The organism is Capilliphycus salinus ALCB114379 (genome assembly GCF_047276495.1).
In the GTDB taxonomy this organism is placed as follows: domain Bacteria; phylum Cyanobacteriota; class Cyanobacteriia; order Cyanobacteriales; family Microcoleaceae; genus Capilliphycus; species Capilliphycus salinus.
The window spans coordinates 4,046,156-4,069,995 of record NZ_CP178543.1; the positions used below are offsets into that span (position 1 = coordinate 4,046,156).

Annotated in this window: 24 protein-coding genes; 10 read left to right on the forward strand and 14 right to left on the reverse strand. The window is 44.5% G+C overall.

Going from position 1 to position 23,840, the window contains the following annotated elements:
• Positions 1-157: 157 nt before the first annotated feature.
• From ACL6C3_RS16795 to ACL6C3_RS16805, 3 genes are all read right to left on the reverse strand, one after another.
• Positions 158-361, reverse strand: a complete 204-nt coding sequence (locus ACL6C3_RS16795) for a hypothetical protein (protein WP_413160076.1) — start codon at positions 359-361, stop codon at positions 158-160.
• A gap of 2 nt (positions 362-363) precedes the next feature.
• Entirely contained in the window at positions 364-1,113 is a 750-nt protein-coding gene (locus ACL6C3_RS16800; RefSeq protein ID WP_413160077.1) for a hypothetical protein, read from the reverse strand.
• A 239-nt stretch (positions 1,114-1,352) separates the two neighbouring features.
• Positions 1,353-1,928, reverse strand: coding sequence for a hypothetical protein (locus ACL6C3_RS16805; RefSeq protein WP_413160078.1), 576 nt, complete (start codon positions 1,926-1,928; stop codon positions 1,353-1,355).
• Positions 1,929-2,080: 152 nt separating this feature from the next.
• Between ACL6C3_RS16805 and ACL6C3_RS16810 the strand changes: the two genes are divergently transcribed.
• Genes ACL6C3_RS16810 through ACL6C3_RS16820 form a run of 3 tightly spaced genes read left to right on the forward strand, consistent with a single transcriptional unit; the run spans position 2,081 to position 3,749 of the window.
• Complete coding sequence (locus tag ACL6C3_RS16810; RefSeq protein ID WP_413160079.1) at positions 2,081-2,449, forward strand: hypothetical protein; 369 nt, start codon at positions 2,081-2,083, stop codon at positions 2,447-2,449.
• 45 nt (positions 2,450-2,494) lie between these two features.
• Positions 2,495-3,244, forward strand: a complete 750-nt coding sequence (locus tag ACL6C3_RS16815; RefSeq protein WP_413160080.1) for a hypothetical protein — start codon at positions 2,495-2,497, stop codon at positions 3,242-3,244.
• Positions 3,195-3,749 (forward strand): hypothetical protein, encoded by a 555-nt coding sequence (locus tag ACL6C3_RS16820; RefSeq protein ID WP_413160081.1) that lies wholly within the window; start codon positions 3,195-3,197, stop codon positions 3,747-3,749. The genes ACL6C3_RS16815 and ACL6C3_RS16820 overlap by 50 nt, the downstream gene beginning before the upstream one ends.
• Before the next feature lie 113 nt (positions 3,750-3,862).
• Here ACL6C3_RS16820 and ACL6C3_RS16825 read toward each other — a convergent pair whose 3' ends face one another.
• The 9 genes from ACL6C3_RS16825 to ACL6C3_RS16865 all read right to left on the reverse strand — a co-directional run bounded on the left by ACL6C3_RS16825 (position 3,863) and on the right by ACL6C3_RS16865 (position 11,839).
• Positions 3,863-4,426: a recombinase family protein gene (locus ACL6C3_RS16825; protein ID WP_413160082.1), complete on the reverse strand. Its 564-nt coding sequence runs from the start codon at positions 4,424-4,426 to the stop codon at positions 3,863-3,865.
• A 302-nt stretch (positions 4,427-4,728) separates the two neighbouring features.
• Complete coding sequence (locus ACL6C3_RS16830) at positions 4,729-6,330, reverse strand: hypothetical protein (RefSeq protein ID WP_413160083.1); 1,602 nt, start codon at positions 6,328-6,330, stop codon at positions 4,729-4,731.
• A gap of 3 nt (positions 6,331-6,333) precedes the next feature.
• Positions 6,334-7,395 carry a hypothetical protein gene (locus tag ACL6C3_RS16835; RefSeq protein WP_413160084.1) on the reverse strand — a complete coding sequence of 354 codons (1,062 nt, stop codon included), beginning with the start codon at positions 7,393-7,395 and terminating at the stop codon, positions 6,334-6,336.
• On the reverse strand, positions 7,392-7,844 hold the full coding sequence (locus ACL6C3_RS16840) for a hypothetical protein (RefSeq protein WP_413160085.1): 453 nt from the start codon (positions 7,842-7,844) through the stop codon (positions 7,392-7,394). The genes ACL6C3_RS16835 and ACL6C3_RS16840 overlap by 4 nt, the downstream gene beginning before the upstream one ends.
• Positions 7,845-7,852: 8 nt before the next feature.
• Entirely contained in the window at positions 7,853-9,814 is a 1,962-nt protein-coding gene (locus tag ACL6C3_RS16845; RefSeq protein ID WP_413160086.1) for a hypothetical protein, read from the reverse strand.
• A 4-nt stretch (positions 9,815-9,818) separates the two neighbouring features.
• Complete coding sequence (locus ACL6C3_RS16850) at positions 9,819-10,376, reverse strand: hypothetical protein (protein ID WP_413160087.1); 558 nt, start codon at positions 10,374-10,376, stop codon at positions 9,819-9,821.
• Positions 10,376-10,735 carry a hypothetical protein gene (locus ACL6C3_RS16855; RefSeq protein WP_413160088.1) on the reverse strand — a complete coding sequence of 120 codons (360 nt, stop codon included), beginning with the start codon at positions 10,733-10,735 and terminating at the stop codon, positions 10,376-10,378. The genes ACL6C3_RS16850 and ACL6C3_RS16855 overlap by 1 nt, the downstream gene beginning before the upstream one ends.
• Entirely contained in the window at positions 10,735-11,316 is a 582-nt protein-coding gene (locus ACL6C3_RS16860; protein WP_413160089.1) for a hypothetical protein, read from the reverse strand. Before ACL6C3_RS16860 ends, ACL6C3_RS16855 begins: the two co-directional genes overlap by 1 nt.
• Before the next feature lie 280 nt (positions 11,317-11,596).
• On the reverse strand, positions 11,597-11,839 hold the full coding sequence (locus tag ACL6C3_RS16865) for a hypothetical protein (protein WP_413160090.1): 243 nt from the start codon (positions 11,837-11,839) through the stop codon (positions 11,597-11,599).
• Positions 11,840-11,946: 107 nt separating this feature from the next.
• Between ACL6C3_RS16865 and ACL6C3_RS16870 the strand changes: the two genes are divergently transcribed.
• Entirely contained in the window at positions 11,947-12,174 is a 228-nt protein-coding gene (locus ACL6C3_RS16870) for a hypothetical protein (RefSeq protein ID WP_413160091.1), read from the forward strand.
• Between the two features lie 86 nt (positions 12,175-12,260).
• On the forward strand, positions 12,261-12,872 hold the full coding sequence (gene clpP, locus ACL6C3_RS16875) for an ATP-dependent Clp endopeptidase proteolytic subunit ClpP (protein WP_413160092.1): 612 nt from the start codon (positions 12,261-12,263) through the stop codon (positions 12,870-12,872).
• Positions 12,873-13,029: 157 nt separating this feature from the next.
• On the opposite strand, the gene ACL6C3_RS16880 is transcribed toward clpP, so the two are convergent.
• Positions 13,030-13,863, reverse strand: coding sequence for a hypothetical protein (locus tag ACL6C3_RS16880; protein ID WP_413160093.1), 834 nt, complete (start codon positions 13,861-13,863; stop codon positions 13,030-13,032).
• A gap of 445 nt (positions 13,864-14,308) precedes the next feature.
• On the opposite strand from ACL6C3_RS16880, the gene ACL6C3_RS16885 reads away from it, so the two are divergent.
• From ACL6C3_RS16885 to ACL6C3_RS16905, 5 genes are all read left to right on the forward strand, one after another.
• Positions 14,309-16,615, forward strand: a complete 2,307-nt coding sequence (locus ACL6C3_RS16885) for a ribonuclease R family protein (RefSeq protein WP_413168349.1) — start codon at positions 14,309-14,311, stop codon at positions 16,613-16,615.
• 269 nt (positions 16,616-16,884) lie between these two features.
• Complete coding sequence (locus ACL6C3_RS16890) at positions 16,885-17,499, forward strand: flavin prenyltransferase UbiX (protein ID WP_413160094.1); 615 nt, start codon at positions 16,885-16,887, stop codon at positions 17,497-17,499.
• A gap of 52 nt (positions 17,500-17,551) precedes the next feature.
• Complete coding sequence (locus ACL6C3_RS16895; protein WP_413160095.1) at positions 17,552-18,454, forward strand: hypothetical protein; 903 nt, start codon at positions 17,552-17,554, stop codon at positions 18,452-18,454.
• Between the two features lie 75 nt (positions 18,455-18,529).
• Positions 18,530-19,117 (forward strand): shikimate kinase, encoded by a 588-nt coding sequence (locus ACL6C3_RS16900; RefSeq protein ID WP_413160096.1) that lies wholly within the window; start codon positions 18,530-18,532, stop codon positions 19,115-19,117.
• Positions 19,118-19,153: 36 nt separating this feature from the next.
• Positions 19,154-19,582, forward strand: coding sequence for an NUDIX domain-containing protein (locus ACL6C3_RS16905; protein ID WP_413160097.1), 429 nt, complete (start codon positions 19,154-19,156; stop codon positions 19,580-19,582).
• Between the two features lie 368 nt (positions 19,583-19,950).
• Here the strand turns inward: ACL6C3_RS16905 and ACL6C3_RS16910 are convergent, their stop codons facing one another.
• Entirely contained in the window at positions 19,951-23,793 is a 3,843-nt protein-coding gene (locus tag ACL6C3_RS16910; RefSeq protein WP_413160098.1) for an EAL domain-containing protein, read from the reverse strand.
• Positions 23,794-23,840: the final 47 nt, after the last annotated feature.

Below are 23,840 nucleotides of genomic sequence, written 5' to 3' on the forward strand. Positions count from 1 at the left end.
TTCCTAACTTGACAAAAACAGTCCCACTCAAGTATGATGACAAAACCCCTTAATGTTTTGAGTTTACTTGGTTCTCTGTACATTGTGGGAGTTGTGGTTAATTGAAACCTAAGGAGGGTAGGTGCTGTGCATCTTCTCCTTAGATTAACGAAACTAACTAAAACAAAAGACGTTTTAGTTTTGAAAGAATTAAAGCGTTTAAGCTGATTTTGTGTTTAAATACGGGTTCCATTTCAACAATGCAACCGTAAACCATTTCATCAAAAGTTTGACTGTTGTTACACTTAATTTTTTCCAACAGTCTTAAACAAACGAGGATTTGTTCAAAAACGGTTAGGGTTTGAATTTTTTTAGGACTCATACTTAACTCCTGTCAAATTCAGAATGCCAACCCATTTCTAGGTACTGTCGAGCCTCCGGAACCTGCGACGAAATGGCATCAATCAAGTCTTGGGCGAACTGCTTCATTCGTTTGCTTGACTCGCCCTCGTTAGCCGGATGTCTCAACGCCAGTTGCAACTGACCGACCATCACGAAAGAGTTGATCAGGTTGATTTCAAGCTTGACGAGAAAATCGGAACTTTGCAGTTTTCCAAAAAGTTGGGCAAGCTCGCCGACTGTTGCCTGTTCGGACTGGGGGCGAACTATTTTCATCAACTCTTGATTAACTTTTTCAGCCTTGGATTTTTCCTCCAGTTCGGATGCAAGCGGGTCATTTGGCAACATTGCAACCGGGTAATATTGGGATAAAATTCCCGCTATTGTCGGCTCGTTATCAACATACTTGTTGTAGGCGTAAGTGTATAACCGCTGCAACCAGCGCTCGGTTGTAACATCGGTATAATTTGATAGAAATTTTGCAGCAACAATAAGGGAGTATTGAGTCATCACGTACTGACGTTGAAACTCAATTTCTTCGCTTTCGTCGGGAACGATATCGACCATCAATCCCCTCTCTTGAACTGTTGCTTGAATTTCGGGAGATGTCAGAGCCGTAGCAAAGGTAAACACATCTTCTGGCAGACAGTGAAATTCAATCAGCGCTTTACCGGGCGGACACTTGGAGATCATCTCCAAAACTTTCCGCCTTGCAGCTTCAAAACTTATTGGCATTGGAGTAAAGCGGGGAACGAATCCCCGCAGAAAACATCACATTTGAAAACTATGCGTAACAAGGTTATGCAGGGATTAAAGACGGATAGACTATAAGCATTTCCTCCAATTGAAATGTTGAACGTTTAACTGTCTAGAAAGAGGGCGGCTCGGTTGCAGTATGACCGCCCCAGTAAATCTCTCGTGTAATAACCAACGATTTCGACCAATTTAAACATTGATAATAGGCATCACCTCCTTTATGTGAATGGAACTGCTGAAATGCTCTCCTTTTTGGGAACGAGCGAGGGGAATCGTTCCGGCAATTTTGGATGAGCAAATGTTTCGGTTTGAGGGTTTAGTTTGCGATCGCGTGGTTGGCGCTTCACCGGGGGGAGAATTGTCTTATTGAAGTCCCTCGCCCGAGTTGGGAAAATTATCGATTCTTGTTTCGGCTCTGGTGAACTTCCGGCAGTTTCGATCAGAAAGTTCATCATCGATTTTTCCCGTGCAATTTTCGGGCTGACGCTGGAGGGAATTACTTCGGCTAAGTCCCATTCTTCCCGCTTGAGGATGTCCCAAATGTCGCGCAATTTTTCATACCACTGCTTGCAGCGGCCCATCGCCACAACAAACCCTTTAACCGAATGGCGGGTTACGTCAAGGAATGCCTCTTTTGCCAGCCTGCGAACCCGGTTAAGTGTTGGGCGTTTTACGGGTCGAATGTCCTTGGCTTCGGCTATGGTTTCCTTGGCTTTCCGCAACTCGGATTGAAGCCGCTCGTTCTCGGCTTCCAACTCTTCTATTCGTCTAAGCAGTTCCTCCTGCTGGTTCATGGTTAGTAAAGGGGGAAATCTCCCCCCGCTTGTGTCAGGGTAATTTGACGATTTAGCTTTTCTCCCGTGAGAAATAGCTATACTATAATTTTACACGGGAGAAAACATATGTCAAGATTTCTCCCGTGATAAATTTAAGGAGTACATTTCTTATGACTGCCAATGACAGACAAACCGAAACGGGGGCGGGGGAGACCTCGAAAAAACCGGGAGGATGCGACAATCAGAATCAATCCTCACCTGTGGGAACAGTTCCAGGAAGCGGTGAAACCGTTGAGCAAGGACCGCTCGGATTTGATAGAACAGTGGGTGAAGGATTTTTTGCTGGGGGCGGAACCCTTGACGAGGCAATTTTAATCCAACTTTGGGAAGTTGCCGACAAAGGCCTCCGAAATGCAGAAGCCTGTCTTGATTGGTACAACCAAGAGAAACAGGAGTTTCAAAATCAAAAAGAGAAGCTGGAACAGCTTATAGTTAAAGCTCGCGAACAGCGTAATCAGTCTAAATTTGAAGAAGAATAATCGTTAATTTTTAGCGCGACTCCATACGGGGTCGCTTTTTTCATTATGTCCGAATTGAGTGAATTGTACCAAGTTCCGGCACCCGATGAAGTGGAATCATTGCTGCGAGGGGATTTCACTAAGGATGAAGCTGCACCCAAAGATTCCCCCGGTCGTGATCGAGCGGCCGCTCAAGTCGGCGATCGCGAAAATCCCCCCGGCGCAAATTCCAAAGTGCTGGAAGTTCGCGATCGCAAAGATTCCAAAGTGATGGAAGTTCGCGATCGCAAAGATTCCAAAGTGATGGAAGTTCGCGATCGCCAAAAACCCTCTTTAAGCGATCAAATTACCGAGCTTCTCCCAATGGATTGGGAAACAGCCCTAGAAATTATGGCTGACCAGTTTTTCGATACTTCGATTTCGACCGCTTACGCCGGCGAGATTCACGAATTTCTCGATCTCTGCGGAGTCATCGAGGATATTGGCGAACAGCGCGAAGAAGCCTATCGGGAGTCGGTTCGAGAAATTCGACGGGAATCGAACGAGCGGATCGAAAAACTATCGAAACTCGTAACCCGGCTTTATTTAGACCTCTACCACATCGAACAGATCGCCGGTGCATTGATGCAGGTTGCCGATCGCTACTCCCCAGATGAACTGAAAGCGATCGCGAGCCTAATAACTCACCAGAGCATCGAAAGCAGAAATCACATCAGTTCTCACACCGAAACCGATCACTATCCTCAAGCGATTATCAAGATTAACCATGAACGCTCAACAACTAACTCTGTTCAAACAAACGCTTCCAAAGCCTGACCCGGACACACTGCAAGCTGACATTTGCAGCGTTAAAAGTGCTATTGAATCTTCAAAAATCCCCCTAACTTCTCCCGAAATTTCTAAGATTTCCGGGATTAGTAGAAGTCGCGTTTTTGCTGCTTTGGTTGAACTCCATAAACAAGGAGAAATTGGTTGGGCTAGTCGGGCTGAACCCGAGGGCAGTCGGGCTACCGATGAGCCAGAACAACCAACTGTAAACACTTTTGAGGTAGCCCGACCGGATGAAAATGGGGGTAGCCCGACCGTCAAAGTAAAGGCATTTAAAAAGTCTGATTCCGAACTTTTCTACAACTACGTTTGTTGGGGGAAAGAGAAAAGTGATCGCGCATACTTGGGGGGCGGAAATGTTGATACCCACCTCGCCAAAATTTACAAAGCAAAAGTTGAAACTGCGATCGCCACCGGAAGGTTTGACGGCTGCGTTACCCGGTCGGACTATTACCAGGTGATCAACCAGTTAAAATCTGAGGTAGAATTTTAAGGTCTTAAAAAAAAATAACTACTTTTGAGCGATCGTTGGGTGAATCCTGGCGATCGCATTTTAATAGTAAAACCCGCTCTCGCTGCGGGTGTCTATCAGGGTACATCTACTTACTACTTCGATTGTATTCTGCATCGGTGTCGGCTCCATGTCATTCGGCTAATTCCAACCAACTTACAGGCTGCGGTAATCGACTTCCCTTGATCAATGTAAGCCTGAACTGCTAAAAGTTTACTCTCAGCAATTGGGGAGTTCCCCCCTAAGCTAACACCCCGTTTTCGAGCGGCCGCTATTCCTTCCCTTTGGCGATCGCGAAGTTGCTCCCGTTCCATCTCAGCAAACCCGGCCGCCATAAGCATGAATATCTTTCCAAATGGAGAGCGGTAATCAAACCCCTCTTTCAAACTGCGGAAGTTAATGTCGCGTTTGTCTAGCTCGTCTAACAACGTGGCGACTGCTAACATATTTCGCCCAAGCCTATCGATTGACGCAACCAGTAAACAGTCCCCCGGCTGCAAACTCTCTAGACACCGGTGTAACTGCGGACGGTCGTTGGTTGCCCCGCTCATCTTATCCGTGAAAATCTCATCACATTTGTGTTTTTTTAATTCGTCTAACTGCCTGTTTAAGTTTTGCTCTTTGCTCGAAACTCGCGCATAACCAATTAGTCTTGACATGATAATTGTGGGTGTTATACTAACAAGTATATTCGGCTAAAACACCTTCTGGGAGAAATTCTCAGTTAAAAGTTACAAAAATAATACAGATGTAGTATATGCACCTGTATTATACTCAAATCCTGGCTTAACTTGTCACATTTGGTAGACCAAGAGTTACAGGTTAATCATAACAGGAAATATGGGGGTCGTGCTGTAACTGATGACTGTCACCGATGGAAGTTTCCAAAGTGCTGGAACTTCAGCCCGGTTGGAAGTGCTGGAAGTCCCCCAGAAAAGCCCTAGAAAGCCGCTAGAAGGCTCTAAGGGTTAGCAGTAGCCGATTCTCCATCTATGGCAATTCGAGTGACTTCGGCGATGTCTGAGTCGAAGGTTGAAAGCTTGTTCTCAAAGTGCATCTGAAACTTTTTTTGAGAGGATTTGCGATCGGTCGGGGTAATTTGCCCCCGAAATCGCTGAAAACGAGTAAGGCGGTTCCAGTTCGTTACAACCATCCGGCTAAGGTACTGAGGTTCGTTTCCTCGTTTTTTCATCCGGCCGTTGGATCGGTTAACGTTGGTAAGATGGGTAATCTCCAGTGGGTAGACAATGCTCGCATACGAGAAGCTGGCGAGCGCCTCCAAAATTTTCTCGCCCTCAGCTTCACTTGAGCAGTAAACTTTCAGCGTTCGACCGTTGGAAAGGGTGCATTTGGCAATGTACATCCCTTTGAGAAAAGCGATACCCTTGAACGTGGTTTTTATGTAAGCCCAATCGAGTTTTTGAGGTCGGCAATTAGGAATAGTTAGACGGGAGCGGACAAGTTTCGAGCGCCGGTCTTTGCTCCAGTAAGGTGGCTTTGGAAAATTATAAAATTCAAGCATCACCTCTAAACCGTTGGAGTCGGTGATCGGAATTTCATCCCAGTCGCCGCTGGAAACAACCATTCCCATATCGCGATTATTCAGCAACTCTGTCGTTGCTAAAGTCTGAGTAACAGTAGCTCTGAGTTGTTGGGTGTTACCCGCGAGATAGAGTCTTTCCGGCCCGTCTCTATCCGGTCGAAGTTCGATCAGTCGGGCTTGGTTGTCTCCAGTTTGAATGTCGTTGGTAGCCTCCTCAAAAAAGTATCGGTCAAGCGCACTGGCGATCGTGTAACCGGTTTCGGTGACGCCCTCGCCCAAACCTTCGAGAAATTCTTCTACTCGGTTTCCCAGTTTTTCGGGCAGTTTGTCGATTTGTTTTTGAATCCAACCCGATATAGTCCAATTACCCGATCTGACTCCCCAATCTTGGATCGCCTTTTCTCCCCAAATCGACTTGGCAATCGGTGCCAGAGGTGAAGCCGGATTTAGCGCGACGGCCTTAAGTAAGCGACGGGTTTTGATATATGTTCGGATAAAACGCTTTTGTTTTTGGACATCGTTCCACTGCATGAAATAGCTGCTGACTTCCCCTGCAAAGTCCTGCAAAATTTCCTCACCCGCTTCCTTGAGCAAGTAAATTCCCGCAGCTTCGTTGATGGCAAAAGTGGCACCCAGTCCAACCGTTGCAGTGATTGCCGTTCCGAGCGTGTACCCGTACAAATTCCACCTCCGCAAAGCAAGCTGTTCTTCGAGTGCCATAATTTGCTTTTCTAAATCAGCATCGCTGGCTGCAAAGTTAAAGTTGAGAAGGAAAATAGTCCCCTGTACAATAGCTGTCCAAATCTCCTGAAAGTTAGGGATTCGTGACTGGATAAACTCCCAAACCTTTTGACCAATCCATCCGGCGTTCGCGCTCAACCAGTTAATAATTCCTCCAAGCGGCCCAGATTTTGTAATGCCGCTTGTTGAAATGCGCCGCACCATCTTACTACCGGCAATTTGTTTTCTAATTCCGGTTGACGTTAAAGTTGAAATTTTATAAATGAATCCGGCTGTCATTTTTTAATACAGTTTCATAGCGACAATATAACTCAGACTGGACGAACTAGCTATTTCAATGTAGGGACAAAGTTTGTTGTCTGATGCGCTGTAAGCCCCGCCTTTTACTCCTGTATCTGGGTTAAGTTGCTTAAAGTTGCAGATAAATTCTCCAGTCCCGATTTGACTCCAATCGTAACTTAAACTAGCTCTAGAATAGGCTACTATTTCAACTTTATCGGCTGGATAATAGTCTATAGCTATATGAATGTAGGAGTTGTTCCAGTTGTTCCCCGTCACAAATTGTTTATTGTAATAAGCTCCATTGCGACTAGCATAATAACTAGACGACCAAGCTCTGTTCTCTAGCGAAAATAAAGCCGTAGCGTTACTTTTTATATTTTTAGTCCAGTCAGCATCAATAGTGCCAAATCCTCCGCTTACAACATAGCTACCACTCCAAAACTGAAGAATAAACTCTAACTTAAATGGACTATTTACCGGAATTTGTAAATTTGTAAAAATAGCTTGAAAGTTATTGTAGGCTGTGGAACTGCGGGTTAGTCCTGAAGAATTTTGTAACAGTCCTGAATTTGAGAAAGTTTTATCAGGCTGTGTGTAGTTAGCTGTTGTTACGACGTTTTGCGGTTGATAGCTTCTAAAGTCTAACCAGCCATTCACCCCAATTGTTTGTATTGGTTCAATAATTCTTAGAAATTTATCACCCCACTGTTCGCTACTTCCGTTAGGAGTTGTTACAGTTATTTTTTTTAAACCATATTGTCGAATTAATAGTGTTAACTCAATTTCAATAAAAGATTTTACTTTAACGTTAAAGATTTGATTATTAACGACATCACTTTCATTGAAAGAGAAAAAACCATCAATATTTACACTTGTTCCTGATGGTGAAAAGCCAAAGCCATGTACAGTGATTGTTACAATATCTTCATTTGATAACCCCAAGTATGTGTAGAGGTCGATGTCTTCTCTTATATAGGGAGGATAAACAGTTGATTGGGAAATTACGGCTTCGGTTGATTGTGTTGAAAGCAGCGCGATCAGTTCTTCATCGGATAAACTCATTCTCCTATTACCGTATATTCATAACTTAAGATAACGTTTATTTTATCATCTCCTGTTAGCAATCCGTGTCCGGTGTTAACCAAATTAAACGTTAAAGAGTCGGTAAATTCTATTGGGATGTTAAACTCAACTTCATCGGTTAATATAATGCCGTGATTTAACAGGTACTCCGAAGCAATTGCATCAGCCCCCATAAAAATATCTAACCGAATGTGAGGGTAATTGCGAACAATCACCGCAAAATCTAATTTTTCATCGCCAAGGGGTAAAGGCGCCTCATCCAAGTTTTCAAGTTTTTTGTACAAACGCAACTTGTTGTAATTAAAATTTATCCGGTAACTCGCATAAGGAATTGTTCCGACGGTTGTAGCAATATTGGGAGTTACAATTGACGTAACTGCACTGGTTAGAGCTAAAGTTTGAGTTCCGCTTGATTTTAATAACTTCATTTCTTTAATCAATCATTTTCTATTTCTCGAATAACAGGTAAATCCGACTTATCGACGACTTCCCCCGGTTTTGTCTGACCATAACCATTTTCAACCATCTTTTTAAACTCATCCCAATCATCGCCTTTTTTGTCTTTCACCTCCCGATAAATATCCAATCCCAGTCGGGCGTAATCTGCAATTTGAGAGGCGACGTTTCCGTTGGGGTTAATTTTTCGCCAGTTAACTTGCTTAACAATTGCAGCGGCTTCCAGCAATACTTCCATTATCTGATCAAAGGCGGGGTTGTCTTTATCGATTTTTCGGTCAATTCGTTTGACTTCAAGCTTTGAACGTTTCAACAACTCGTCATAGTTTCCTTTGTTGGGAGTGTAGGGGATATCTATTTCTGTTGTCGATTCCTTAACGTCCCAACCGAAGTATTCTATAAACTCATCCAACACATTCTCAATTCGTGTTAGTGCAGCTTTCTGCAATCCATTTTCAATTAATAGGTTTGTAATCATTGTTTGATTAACTTGAGAATCCAAGGCGGTTTTCATTTGTAAACCGTAGGATTCGGCTAACATTTCGGCAATGTTGGGAAATGTTAATACTTCAGATTGCTTTCCTTTTTTAAGAGGGTCAACGTCTTCTATTTCTACATCAATCGGATATTTTCCTAGTCGTTCGTCTAAAGACTCCATCAAGTAAAGAAGTAAATCAACTAATGTTTCAATTTTTCTCGGTGGTTTATCTTCTGTATCTAATAAGCTTGGTGGAACTTCACCGGGGAATTTATCCAGTCCCAAATTAGCCATTAACTTTTTACAGCAGTTCATGTCGTCTCCTTTATCTTCTCCTTTGAACGGTGGTTTTCTTCCCCCTGGCGGTTTTCTTCCTTTTGGATCATTGGGCGGGGGAGGTTTGCCTTTTCCCCTACTACCTTTACTACAACCTTCATCACCTTTAGGGTTACAAGACGCGCCTAAAGGGTCATCAGTGACAGCTATTACCCAAGCACTCGACTCAAATTTTCTTGGGTCTATCCAAGTATTCCCAATGTACCCGCCGTCATTTCTTGAAATACTTCCGGGAACACTTTGTGCTATTGTTTGATTCCAGTAAACGGAGGTTCTCTGCATACCCGCCTCAAAATCTTCTAATGTTCCCCTGTATCTGTTACTACTACCAATCTGACTAAAAGTTCTTGTTACACTTTCTGTTTCGTCAGCGTCACTATTAACTTTATCTGCTGCAATCCTGTAATCTCTTCTTCTTCTTGTGTAAGTCAATGATTTATTTGGTAAATCCATTTCTACACTTTCAAAAATACTTTTTTGTTCCGATTTATGTTTTTTTCCGTTTTTGTCATCACCTTCTGCATCATATTGTCGAGATATAAAGTAAAAAAAATTAACTACTTTTCCCGTTCCTCTTAAGCATTCGGGTATCAATCCGGCTGGCGATCCTTTACCCCCGCAATGAGGCGGATCATTTTCATTACTATTACCATCGTTACCACCGCCATCATCATCACAACCGGGTTTTCTATCAATATCTGAATAAGAGTATTGACCGAAAATATAAAATAATTTAACTACATAACAGCCCTTGTTTACAACCTCCATTTTCATTCCGCCAGGAAAGCTAACCGACCCGCCCCCGCCCGGATTTTTTGTAACTCCAAATCCACCGCCTCCAATTCCAAACCCAACGCCATCTTTTCCAAAAGACAAGGAAAACGGGGATGTTTTTCTTCCTAGTTGACCAACCCCTCTCCCCTCTCCAATGCCGCGTTTTCTGTTGTCTGGCTTGTAAGTAACCCGCTCGTTGATATCAATAGAGTCAGATACTTCTTGCCTAGCTTCTCTTCTCATCTGCTCAATTTCACGGCGAGTTAACCCGGTTCGCTTGCTGATGGCACTAGCCGTGTAAGCGTATTTAGTCCAGTCATTTTCGCCGCTGACAACCCCAACCCGTTTCCCCATTTATTTAAAGCACCGCATCGACTTCTAGATCAACTCTAACAGTTGCCCCGGCAATAATACTAAAATAATCGCTAACGCCAAGAGTCCGATTGGTTGGAATAGTTAAGTTCATCTCTAAAATATTTCGCTGATCGGCTAGGAAAACGTCGTTAACCGTCAGGTTGGGAGTAATCAAGTCTTCCGAGCGTTCTAATCCCGGATTGTAGAATAACTTTTCAGTCTTATAATCTCCACAGTTGATTTTCAGTTTAACCGCGTGGCCGGTCGTTTCGTTATAAGTCGATTGAAACTCAAGTTCTTGATAGATAATATCAGCAGGTTTGGCAATTTCGGGATCGTAATCGGGTAATTTTAGGGAGCGATACAAAAATGGAAGTTTCCAATTAACCTGTAACATCTCTAGCGCGACAGCCGAAGAAACTGGACGAGGGTTTAAATAGCTCAAGGTGAAATAATCAATAATCGCCTGTCTAATATCAACTGAATGGTTGGCGATAATGGTGCTGTCTTCAAGGAACTTAAACGTTCCAAGGTGTATAGTAAGGCTGTGGGTTCGTTGCACTAAAGTTGACCGTCGAAAAACTCAATTTTAACATTCATCCACAAAAAGCGGCTCATAGGTTGAAATTCCAAGTAAAATCGACTGGTCAAGTCTTGTAGGTTCACCAACTGCCGAACGTTTACCTGTATCGAGATATTTTCGGCGATGAAGGGGTTGGTGGTGAAGTTGTCAAGTCTATGAATTAAATATCCCGCATATTTCCAGTTTTTCGGGATTTTATCGGCGGTAATCTGCACTCGAATAACGTGCTTATAAAATTCCTGTTTAAATTGAATGGGAGCAAGCGGATTTTCTCTATCTTCAATCCGCTTGTTATAAATTGGAATCCATTTGGCGTCGGAAAGTAGCTGATCATTCATTAAGGGGCGGTTTCTCCCTCGGCTCTAATTGACTTGATGTTACCCAAAGCAGCAGCGTCAAGCTTATCAGGAATAATCACTTTTGATTTTTTCCCCTCAGTAAACCAGAAAACCGGAGCTTTTTTGGCGTCGCAGTTTAACTTGAGAAACAGGCTCACCGCGTCCCGACTTGCAACTTGAGGAACCCGGAGGGAAGTCTGTCTAACCGTTACTTCCTTAGTCCCTCGCTTTTCTTTTAACGGCGTTTTCAACGGAATATAAATCACCTTGCCGATAGCCTGACCTCCTGTCAAAGTGATCAGATCAGATTTCTGATTGCGAACGTTGCTGTCACCTGTTCCCGTTTTCTTTTTCTTGCCAAATACCGCTTTTTTAGCGCTGCCATTTGATTTATCCTCTGAAAAATCAAACAGCAGAATGATTCTAGCCGGAACTCTAAATTTTGTTTTGGTTCCCGATTCCAAATCTATCCACATATCGGCGTAACCCGAAGCGGTTCGCGGACTTTTGTTTGTACTTGTATCGGCGGCGTAAGCTGCTTTAACCGCATCAATTTCAGCTTTTACGGCTGCGTCAGGCATGATAAATTAATCTCCTTCAAATGTTCTGAGTGTAGGGGGGTGATAATCGGAAGTTCGAGAGCAATGTTCTTGGATGTGGGAAATTTGGGACTGTAGCAGATAATCTTGATTTCTAATTTGTGAACGGAGAGTATTAAAAGCGTTGTTTAAATCGTTTCTATTCGATTCGATTCCGTGCTTTAACTCTCCGTACTTTGCCGCTACTTTCCAAATAAATCCCAAAATAACCAAACCCTCTGCAACTGCCGTAATTAGCAATCCAAGGGTAATTAAATCCACATTAATCAATAAACAAGGGAGTAGCCGTGACCTGCAAATTTCCCGAAGGGCCTTTGGTTGTGGTGATTGGAATGGTCAGCGAAACCGTAACAGTGCCAGCCTCCAAGTTGGAGTTCATCGAGTTGATAATCTCACTGGCGTCAGGGTTATTGGCTTCGGTGTTCTCTAAATCAGCAATGTTCTTGACGCATTCGAGAAGTTGGCCTTCTGCGGTAGTAGAAGACAGGGTGATCGCGGTTGCCATAGGTTTTACCGTCTGGAGGACAATTCCCGTTATACTCCGTTCTGACGGGCTTTGAGCGTCCGTAGAAATGCGTCAATATTGACGCAAGTTTTCGGAGGATTTTTTCAATGGATGAATTTCCCATTCAAACGGCTATCGATTTCGGGACTAATGCCCTGGTTCTTTACCTTTTCTGGCAAATCCAACAAAACCAGAAGGAGAGCAGCGTCTTAATCCGCGAACTGCTCTCGGAGTTGAGAGAGTACAACAACAACCAGATGCAAACCTTCAACTCGATCCTCGACCGACAGCATCAACTGGTTGAGCGACTTCTTGGCGGCGATCGCGAACTTTAAAGGTGCTAATAATTCCCTAACCTGTGACTCCTACCCTCCCAACAGTCGCTACAATCAATGAATGTGAACTTGATTGGTGGGTTAGTATGATTCCAACCGTTATTGAACAATCGGGTCGAGGCGAACGCGCCTTTGATATATATTCCCGACTTCTACGCGATCGCATTATATTTCTAGGACAACAAGTAACCGCAGATCTAGCCAACCTGATTGTTGCTCAAATGCTGTACCTCGATGCAGAAGATCCCGAAAAGGATATTTACCTGTACATCAACTCTCCGGGGGGTTCAGTTTCCGCAGGATTGGGGATATACGATACCATGAATCATATTCGCCCCGATGTTAGCACCATTTGTATTGGGTTGGCGGCGAGTATGGGCGCATTCTTGCTGAGTGCGGGCGCCAAAGGAAAGCGGATGAGTCTACCCCATTCTCGGATTATGATTCACCAACCGTTAGGGGGCGCCCAAGGACAAGCAACCGATATTGAAATTCAAGCCAAAGAAATTCTTTACTTGAAAAAACGCCTCAACGAAAGTCTCGCCGATCACACCGGTCAACCCCTGTCTCGCATTGAAGAAGATACCGAACGGGATTTCTTTATGTCCGCCCAAGAAGCGGTTGACTATGGTTTAATTGATAGCGTTTACGATCGCAAAGCCATTCCCGCCCACGTCGGGGCGAACAACGGCGGCTAATTAGTCAGTCACCAGTCACCAGTCACCAGTCACCAGTTTTTTTCCGTGAAAAGTGATGATTTCACCTGAGACCTGTTGACTGTGTACTGGTCACTGTTGACTGAAAAAACTATTCCCTGATCCGGCGTTCCCTGATCCGGCGTTCCCTGTTCCCTGTTTAACTGTCTGCGTGGGGTGTGGGAGTGGGAAGACATTCGAGATAATGCAAAAAGTCCAACAACTCATCTTCAGTAAGCTGATGGCGCGATCGCTTTCCGTAGGTTTTCTGTAAATGTTCGACGCCTTGTTCGGTTGTCCAACCCAAACGTTTGAGTTCGAGATCGGTTCGGGCAATTTCCGAAGAAAAATCGGTAGACTCAAGGGGGGGTTTGGACTTTCTCTGTTTGGAGGTTTGAGAAGCGCCAGACGTCACCGAATGGTCTTCGGAGTAGAAGGGAATGTCATTATTAGTTTCCTTGGAAGCATCCGGTATGGGAGGTAAAGAGGCGCTTCGTCCCTTGGTTGAGTTAGTCGAACTTACATCGGTTGTTGAGGATTTTGGGGAAGAACTGGGTTTAATATAAGTAGCAGACAGCCAATCGTCTGAAGAACTCGCCCCAGAAGACCAATCTTCTTGTGAATCAGAAATGGTCAGAGAAGGTTCAACCGGGGACTCTGACGAAGAAGACGCTTCGGGAAGTTCGGCCGGTTCGGGAGAAGAATTAACAGAAGAATTGAGTTCAAATTGAGTAGAATTGCCAGGAGTCGCAAAAGAACGGGTCGTCGAAACCTGAGGTACAGCCGTAGACCCTTCAATCGCGAGAACTTGAAGCGCACGCAAGCGGGCGTTATCTTCTGCCAATTCAACGGTATTCGCCGCAGCCAACGCCGATGAAACAATTCGACGATCAACTTCTACAACCACCCGAACCACATACAAGCCATGATCGATCGCCAGTAACTCCGAGATTAAACTTCCTGTAGGGTAGCGAGATCGAAATTGAGCAAACATAATAGTAACCTAATATGGGGTATACTGACTAAAGCATTTGTCATTGACGCAGCAGTTCCTAATGCTACCGTCTCGATGAATCAATCTACTTTCAGGTGGACATCATCCAGATGAAATTACGCCGTAGCTAGGGAAATCAATTGTGAAGACAGTCCTCAATCTGTTGGGCATCTTCTACGCCCGAGAGGAGCAGTTGCCCTCAATTGTATCATTGTCTTTTCAGACAAAGAGTTAGGGTGTAGTTCCACCCATCGTCAACTCGGTTTAGGCAATCTCCAACATTCTCCTCGAACCTTGCTCAAATGGCGGCTGTATTGTTTCAATTTCATTGAATTGTTCGCCGTTTGCGATCGTCGAGGAGAATCGCGCCGAGTGACCCCAACAGATGGAGATGCGTGTCAAGACAAGTGAACCGATCGCACAGACAACAAGGAAAGACCGCTACATGGAATTTTCAATCGCTACACTGTTGGCTAATTTTTCAGAAGATAAACTGGTCGCCCCCAAAGCGTTAGAAAAAAAACTCGCTCCGGATGACGACAGTTTACGGAAATTTCAAATCGCTTTAGATGCGTTAGAGCGAATTGGCATCTTAGAAAAAGATAAAGGCCGTTATCGCCGAGTCGGACAAGAAAACGTGGTTGAAGCCAAACTGCGCTGTTCGAGTAAAGGCTTCTGCTTTGCCATTCAAGACGCAGAAGGCGCAGAAGATGTCTACATCCGAGAAAGTCATCTCAGCAGCGCTTGGAATGGCGATCGCGTCTTGGTGAAAATCATCAAAGAAGGAAGCCGGCGTCGCTCTCCGGAAGGAGAAGTTTATCTGATTCTCGAACGGGCCAACCCGTCGGTACTGGCACGGATCAAACACACGACAAAAGGATTTCGCGCCGTACCCCTCGACGATCGCCTCCTGTTTGAATTGGATTTGATGGAACAATCCCCCGAACTACAAGAAGCCATCGATCACTTAGTTCATGTGGAAGTGGTTCGTTATCCGTTGGGAATTCATCGCCCCGTCGGTCATGTGGTGCAGATTTTAGGATCGGATGCCGAAGAAGCGGATGATTTGGATATCGTTTGCTGCAAACATGATTTACCCCGGGCTTTTTCCCAGTATGCTCGAGTCGAAGCCGAATCTTTGCCCACTCAAATTAAAAAATCCGACTATAAAAACCGGGTCGATTTACGAAAACTGTTCACGATTACATTTCAACCGGATTTAGGAAATCCCGAATTTTCGGTTTTAGATGAAGAAGAAAAAGAATCCGCCCAATATTGCATCGATCGCGCTTTTACCCTCGAACAAGAGGATTCTGGCGACTGGAATTTGGGGATTCACATTGTCGATGTTGCCCACTATGTCGCCCCCGATACCGGACTCGATCGCGAAGCCCGCAAACGGGGAACCGCGATTTATCTGGCCGATAAATACATCCCGATTATTCCCAAAGAACTCAGTTGCGATCGCCTGGCGCTGTTACCCGATGCCGAACGTCTCACCCTGTCGATTCTGATCAAACTCAATCCGACCGGAAGACTGCTTGAGTTTGAAATTCAGCCCAGTGTGATCAAAGTCGATCATCAAGTCGATTATAAAACCGCTCAGGCCATTCTCGATGGCATGGAAGCCGGTCCGCCTGAAATTGTTCCCATTTTAGAAAATCTCTTAGAAGTCAGTCGGGCGGTGCGACAAATGCGGTGGGCGCGAGGAGGATTTGAATTAAACCTGCTTGATACTCACTGTCATTTTGATGATGAGGGAGAAATCGGGCCGATTGTCGTCGCTTCGGTTTCCGTCGCCCAGGCGATGGTGTCGGAGTTGATTGTCTTGGCCAACCAAGTGGTCGCCAGCCATCTCCAGGCGTTGAGTTTACCTGCGATCTATCGGGTGCAACCGTCCCCCGATCCGGCGGATGTGACCGAATTGGTGAAACTGGCCACCCACTTAGGCTGTGAAATGGAGCTTGAAAACGAAGAAGAAGTTCGATCAGCCGATTTTCAGTCTTTTGTGGAAGATTTGGCTGGCTCAAAATCGGAACGGGTGTTAACCTATTTGCTGGAAGATAGCCTCAAACCTGCCGTCTACAGCACCACCGCCAAACCTCATTTTGGCTTGGCTCTCGACTGTTATACCCATTGCACCGCACCGCTATCTCGCTATACCGATATTCTGATTTCGCGAGTGTTAAAAGCGATTTTTGAAGAAGGACGCGACCGCCGTTCGACTCGTTCTAAAGATCGGGTGAATTTGGGTCATTCCTCCTGTCACGGTAAAATCGCCTGGAACGTGCTTCCCCCGGATTTACAAGCCGAATTAGATTCTCAGTTTGCCCAGTTGGTGGTACATTTGACCGAACGCGAAAGCGTGGCGGTTGATGCCGAAGAAGACTTAGAAGGGTTGAAGAAAACCGGATTTATGAAAGCCCGCACCGGTCAAACCTTTATCGGATTGATTACCGGGGTGCAGTCTTACGGGTTTTTTGTCGAAATTGAAGTTGAATCTCCTGGCGGTTCGTTGTTGCGGGTCGAAGGGTTGGTTCATGTGTCTTCTCTCAAAGATGATTGGTACGAATACCGCTCCCGTCAACAAACTTTGGTGGGTCGCAAAAACCGCAATCAGTACCGTTTGGGTGATAACGTCGAAGTGCAGGTCAAGAGTGTAGACTACTATCGCCAACAAATTGATTTGGTTGCTGTTGGCGGCGGTAGTGAAGCCGGTGATGATGCCGACGATCCCTATAACAATTATTAAAAGGGAAAGGGGGAAGGGGTAAGGGGTAAGGGGGAAGGGGTAAGGGGGAAGGGGTAAGGGGTAAGAGTTTTTTCGATGGCTTCTTTCCTCCTGAACTCCTGAACACAGCAACTCCTGAACACAGCAACTCCTGACTTCTTCTGACTCCGGGGCGGGTTTATATCAGTTGTCTGTGGGAAAACATACATTAACACCGAACCCGCCCCTACATGACACCTTTGACCTGACACCTGACACCGGATACCTGTTAACTGTTAACTGTTTAATCCATGAACCAACAAAAACCCCTAATTATCGGTGTCTCAGGCGCATCTGGACTCATCTATGCGGTGCGAACGCTAAAATATCTACTGGAGGCTGACTTTGCCATTGAGTTGGTATCTTCCAAATCGGCTTATATGGTCTGGCAAAGCGAACAAAGTGTTCGGATGCCTCCCGACCCCTCTGGGCAAGCCGAATTTTGGCGAGAACAGGCGGGAGTTCCCACTTTGGGAAAATTGCGCTGTCACGCTTGGCAAGATGTCGGCGCCAATATCGCCAGCGGTTCTTTCCGCACTTTGGGAATGGTCGTGATTCCCTGTAGCATGAGTACGGTCAGTAAACTTGCCAATGGGTTAAGCTCGGATTTACTCGAACGCGCGGCCGATGTCCAACTCAAAGAAGGGCGGAAATTGGTTGTCGTACCCCGAGAAACTCCCTTGAGTTTGATTCATTTACGCAATTTGACCACACTCGCCGAAGCGGGGGTTCGCATCGTTCCGGCTATTCCGGCTTGGTATCACCACCCTCAAACGATTGAAGATTTAGTAGACTTTGTGGTAGCGCGTACTCTCGATCAACTCGAGATCGACTGTGTACCTCTCAAACGCTGGAAACAGGACTGAATACTGTTGATTTTCTCCCCGGCTGTACACCTAGCAACTGACCTCATTATCCATGTCTGTAGCGAATCTGGTTATTTTTTTGATTGCTGTGGCGGGACTGGCTTTGCTCGTCGCCCAGAATCTCTCTCCGTCTTTGTCCCTGGTTTTTTTGGGGAGTCAGTCGCCTGCGTTTCCCCTGTCGTTTTGGATAGTCATGGCGATCGCGGTAGGGGTATTTTTATCGCTGCTGATCTGGGGTTTGTTTCAGTTGTCGGGTGCCGGTGCCGGGGTTGCTAGCAGTTCTCCTCCGCCCCGTTCCCCTAAACCGCCGGTTCAACCTACGGGTTTTACTTCCGAACCGACTCGCGAACCAAAATCTTCTTATTCTCCTTTCGGCAAGGGTTCTAGCACTGCAAGCGCTTCTACAAGTGCCTCGTCTGCGGCGAGTTCCCGTTCAACGGTTTCGGGTAATGATGATTGGGAAACCGAAGTTAGACCGATTCCTCAATCTTGGGATGAGGAAGATTGGGGATTGGACGAAGAAGAAGAACGGCAATCTAGTTATTCTACACCTTCTTCGGCCGGTTGGAATGAGCAAGAAACTTCTTCTTCTTACAGTGAACCTCGATCTGAAGCTTCAGAGGTGAGATCGTCGGAGAATTCAGAATCGGAATATTCTCGCCGAGATCACTATGAAGTTGAACAAAAACCTCAACGGGAGTCTTGGACGGGTTCGGTGTATTCTTACGGGTATCGCGAAGGCGCAGATACGGGCGCCGGAAAATCAGAATCGGTCTACGATGCCGATTATCGCATTATTACGCCTCCGCCTCCTCCGGTTACGGAAATTCAAGAGGAGTCAGAAGAAGACTGGGAACTCACTGAAGAAGACGACACAGAAGAATCTTCAACCGGTTCGAGTGATTCGAGCGATTCGAGCGATTCAAGCGATCGCCGTCCTTCTACTGAATTGTAGAATATTTTTGGGGCGATTAATTCCTTTTGTACCGCTGAGTTCCTATAATAATTAAAGTTTTTCAAGACAAGTCCCGTGAATGATTTATTGAGAGGAATTAATCTTTATCTCATCGGTATGATGGGTGCAGGTAAAACGACTGTGGGAAAATTGTTAGCTCAACAGTTGGGTTATGGTTTTGTTGATACGGATGAGGTGATTACTCAAGTTGCGGGTCAGTCAATTAATGAAATTTTTGCCGAACAGGGCGAGGAAGCCTTTAGAACGTTAGAATCTCAGGTATTGTCTCAGTTATGCGCCTATCAACGGTTGGTGGTGGCGACCGGAGGCGGTATTATTCTCCAACGGGCGAACTGGAGTTATCTCCGTCACGGTTTAATTGTTTGGTTGGATGTTTCTCCCGAAGACCTTTACCACCGCTTAAAAGGAGACACTTCCAGACCTCTACTTCAACACGATAATCCTTTGGGTCGCTTGCAAGAGATTGTTACACAGCGACAGCCTCTTTATGCCCAAGCGGATGTGAAATTGAGGGTTACTGTTAATGATACGCCTGAACAGGTGATGAACGGTATTTTAGAACGAATTCCGACGGTTATCAAGACTGAATCTCCTCAGCCTCCCGAATCGGATTTTGAAGCGGTTGAGGACGAACAGAACTAACAGAATTAAGTTTGTTAATTTTTGATTGTTATTCCCATGACCTATCGTAACCCGACTCCGACTGTTGATATTATTATTGAATTAATTGATCGGCCCGCCCGACCGATTATTTTGATCGAACGTCGTAACCCGCCCTACGGTTGGGCGCTTCCGGGGGGTTTTGTTGATTACGGAGAATCTGTCGAAACCGCAGCCAAACGGGAAGCTCAAGAAGAAACGGGATTGGATGTACAATTAATTGAACAATTTTATGTTTATTCTGACCCGAATCGCGACCCGCGTCAACACACTTTATCTGTGGTTTTTTTAGCAACCGCAAAGGGAGAACCATCGGCCGCCGATGATGCGAAAAATCTAGAGTTGTTTGAACCTTGGTGCATTCCCAATAATCTTTGTTTCGATCACGATCGCATTTTAGAAGATTATCTCCGTTATCGCCATTTTTCCCTCAGACCAAGGCTTTAACAGTCACCAGTTATCAGTTATCAGTTACCAGTTTTACAGTCACCAGTCACCAGTCACCAGTCACCAGTTTTCAGGAGTCACCGAGTCAGAAATCGTGAGGTTACTGATATTATATTCGACTAATCAATGATTGTGATGTAGGGGCGGGTTCTGCATTAATTTTGACGACCACTCCGAGATTGAGTTAAACCCGCCCCATCCCCATAACAGGCATTAACCAACCGGATATTATATGATAACTGCTAACTGAAAAAAACGGGTTCGGTGGTGACGGGTTCGGTGGTGACTGAAAGGGGCGGGTTTATATCTGCTGTCTGCGGGGAATGATAAATTAATTCGGAGGCGCGCCCCTACATTAGACACCCGACTTATGGCTTAGACGTGGTGTTGTATTGCCAATTTTGTTGAAATAAAGCGGTTAAAGCTTCTACGGTTAAAGGTTTAGCAATTAAATAACCTTGGGCAAAGGGACATCCGATCTGTTTTAAATATTCGAGTTGGGCTTGGTTTTCTATGCCTTCTGCTACCACTTCTAACTTTAACTTGGCGGCTAGGGTCATTATAATTTCGATGATTTCGCTTTGCTGTCCCGGTTCTCCAATACAATTGATAAAAGAGCGATCTATTTTGATAGTATTTAAGGGTAATCGTTGTAAATAGCTCAGAGAAGAATAACCCGTTCCAAAATCATCAATACTGAGTTGAATCGAATGCGATCGCAGTTGATTAAAAAGCCCGATCACATTTTCAATATCATCTAATAGTATACTTTCGGTCAGTTCAATTGTCAAATATTCGGCGGGAAAATTGGTTAAAGCCAAAAATTCACAGATCTGTTTAATTAAAGTTGGTTCTCGAAGTTGTCGGACGGAGAGATTAACACTGAGTTTTAAATTTCGAGTCTGGGGAAATTGTTGATGCCAAACTTTCATCTGAGAACAAGCGGTTTTTAACACCCACATTCCCATCGCAACAATGAGTCCGGTTTCTTCAGCAATGGGGATAAACTCCGAAGGCGGAATTAACCCTTTTTGCGGATGTTGCCAACGAATTAAAGTTTCCATCCCGGCAATTTTACCGCTTTCTAAAGAAACAATGGGCTGATAATATAAAACAAATTCTTCTCGGTCTAAAGCCTGACGCAAATCATTTTCTAAGTATAAACGTTTGAGGGCTTGTAGGTACATATCGGGGTCAAAAATTTCGTAGCGTTCGCCGCCTTTGGCTTTGGCCCGATACATCGCCGTGTCCGCATCCCGCAACAAATCAATCGCTTGGCTATAAGCACGAGAACCGTAAACAATCCCAAGACTTGGCGTAATAAAAACTTCTTGGTGATTTAATTTATTTAATAAAAATGGAGATTGAAATTCTGTTAAAATACGTTTGGCGACCCGAACCGCTTCGTTAATATTGTCAATTTCTTCGAGTAAAATTACAAATTCATCGCCGCCAAAACGGGCCGCCAGATCGACGCTGCGAATTAATCCCTGTAACAGATGAGCAACTGTAATTAAAAGTTCATCTCCCGCCAGATGACCGAGACTATCATTAATAATTTTAAAGCGATCAAGGTCTAAAAATAAAATCGCAAAATTAAAGTCGGGATAACGTTTTAAACGTTCGAGTGCAAGTTCAATCCGATCAATTAATTGATTGCGGTTGGGTAATCCCGTTAAAGAATCATGTTTGGCATCATATCTCAGTTTTTGTTCGACTTGAACGCGATCGGTAATATCCCGAGAAGTGGTCTGTAAACGAATAACTTGACCGCTCCGATCTACAATAGGTTTGGTGAGGGTTTCTAGCCAGATATAATCCCCCGATTTTTTTCGCATTCGATAAGTCATGGGGATCGGCTGACATTTGAGGGCCGCCAGATGAGAGGTTTGCAAAATGCGATCGCAATCTTCGGGATGAAAGAAATTATAAGGATTTTGTCCGAGCAGTTCTTCGCAGTTATATTCTAGCAGAGATTTGCAGGAGGGACTAACGTAAAGATATCGCCCTTCGCGATCGTGAAGACAAACCAGATCGCTCATATTTTCGGCTAATAATCGATAGCGTTCTTCCGTTTCGCCCAATGCGATTTCTGCTAGAATACGCTGGCAAAGTGCAGCTTGGCGATCGCTAATATCGAGAATTAATCCATCCCAAATTATATCACCATTAAGTTGTTTCTCGGGTTTGGCGGCCGTTTGCAGCCACTTAATTTTACCGGAGGGGGTGACAATTCGCCATTCATAAAACCAGGGTTGTAGAGTCTCCGCAGACACCCGAAGCGACTCTTTCATTCCCGATAAATCTTCGGGATGAACAAGATCCCAAAGGACTTTAACATTTTGTACAATGTGGTCGGGTTCAATTTCCCAAAGCGTTCGGCTACCAGGACTAACATAGGTGATCGCATCAGACCCGTCAGTATGCAAGACGTAACGATAAATAACTCCCGGTATATTGGCGGCTAGATTTTGCCAACGTTTTTCCGCCTGTCGGAGTTCGGTCACATCAATAATGATCGTATCCCAAATAATATCACCGTTGCTTTGTTGTTCGGGTTTGCCCGCCCCTTGCACCCATTTTTGAGTACCGGAAACTGTCGTAATTCGCCATTCGTAAAACCAAGGCTGTAGAGTTTGAGCCGATACAAGTACCGATTCTTGCATACCCGGTAAATCATCGGGGTGTATGAGGTTCCAGAGAATTTCGGCACTTTGTTCGACAACTTCCGCTTCGACTTCCCAGAGGGTATAACAGCCCGGATTCATGTATATTACCCCATTGGAGCCATCGCTACGCAAAGTATAGCGAAAAATTGCTCCGGGTACGTTTGCGGCTAGATTTTGAAAGCGAGTTTGTGCTTGTTTTAAGGCTGTTATATTGGTTGCTGTCCCGACAATGCGATCAATTCGTCCGGTTTCGTTTTTTAAGGGGGCTAAACTCGTCAGCCACCAAAAATCTTGTCCGCGAAACGGAACAAATTCTTCGTAGGTAATTACGGTTTTTGTTTCGATGCAGCGACGATAATTTTGTTCTAGGGTTTGGGCAATATCTGGTGGTAGAATTTCCTGGGGGGTTTTTCCTTCGATTTCTTCGGTTGAAAATCCGGTGAGTTGTTCGTGAATGGGGTTGAGTTTAACATATTGAAAGGTTCCATTTTCCAACACATCTACAATAAAGATGCCGTACTGAGCGTTATCGTAAATGGTTTGAAGAAATTCTTGGCTCTCTTTTAATGCGGTTTGTGAATTTTTGGGTTCGGTGATATCTCGAAAGTAAACTGAAAGTCCGTTTTCGTCGGGGTAGGCGTGAACTTCGTACCAGCAGTTTAAGGGCGGATAAAAAGCTTCAAAGTGAACGGTTGTATTGGTGTTTAAAGCTTTGTGATATTCGTGATAAAATATACTGTCTAAGGCTTCGGGATACATTTGCCAGAGGTTTTGACCGATTAATTCTTCTTGCTTTTTTCCGATTAATACCCCTCCAGTCGTGTTTAAATAGGTAATATTCCACCGACGGTCTACCGCAAAAAAACCATCATTGATTCGCTCTAGAATTTTTTTGATTTCCGATTTTTCGGCTTGTTCTTGTGCCAGTAAATTTTCCCGTTCTCGTTCGTTTTTTTTTCTTTCAGTAATATTGGTATTTGCAACCAAACATTCGCTAACTTGTTGTTGATCGTCCAGCAATGGATAAAAACGCGAAATGGCAAAATGTTGGATTTTGTCTGCACTTCGATAAACCATTTCAATCCCACTAAATGACTTTTTTTGTTGAAAAACTTGGGTAAGTAGATCTTCAAATTTAGAAAGAGTTTCCTCGGGGACTAGGGTTTTCCAAGACTGACCAATAATTGTTGGACTATAACAATAGATTTGCTGACAGGCTAGATTCCAAATTTTGATTTTACCTTGTCTATCGACTGAAAATATAGGGTTGGGCGAGTTTTCGACGGTTTGGCGATAACGTTCTTCAGTTTGTTGACCTTCTTTAATTTCTCGTTTTATTTTTTGATTGGCTCCCCAAAAAATAGCCCCTTTTTTTTGATAAATCAAGTATGCTAATATTATCAAAATTGAGCAAACTGATAAATAAATTAAAGGCTCAAAGACAGCAAAACTTGATAATAAACCGACGGGCATAAGATCACAAAAGGCATTTATTATAAGATAGGGTAAATCAATTTTTGATAAACCAAACCAATCATACATGGGTTACTCCCCGGAATATTGAGTTTCATCTGGTTTTAACATTTTAC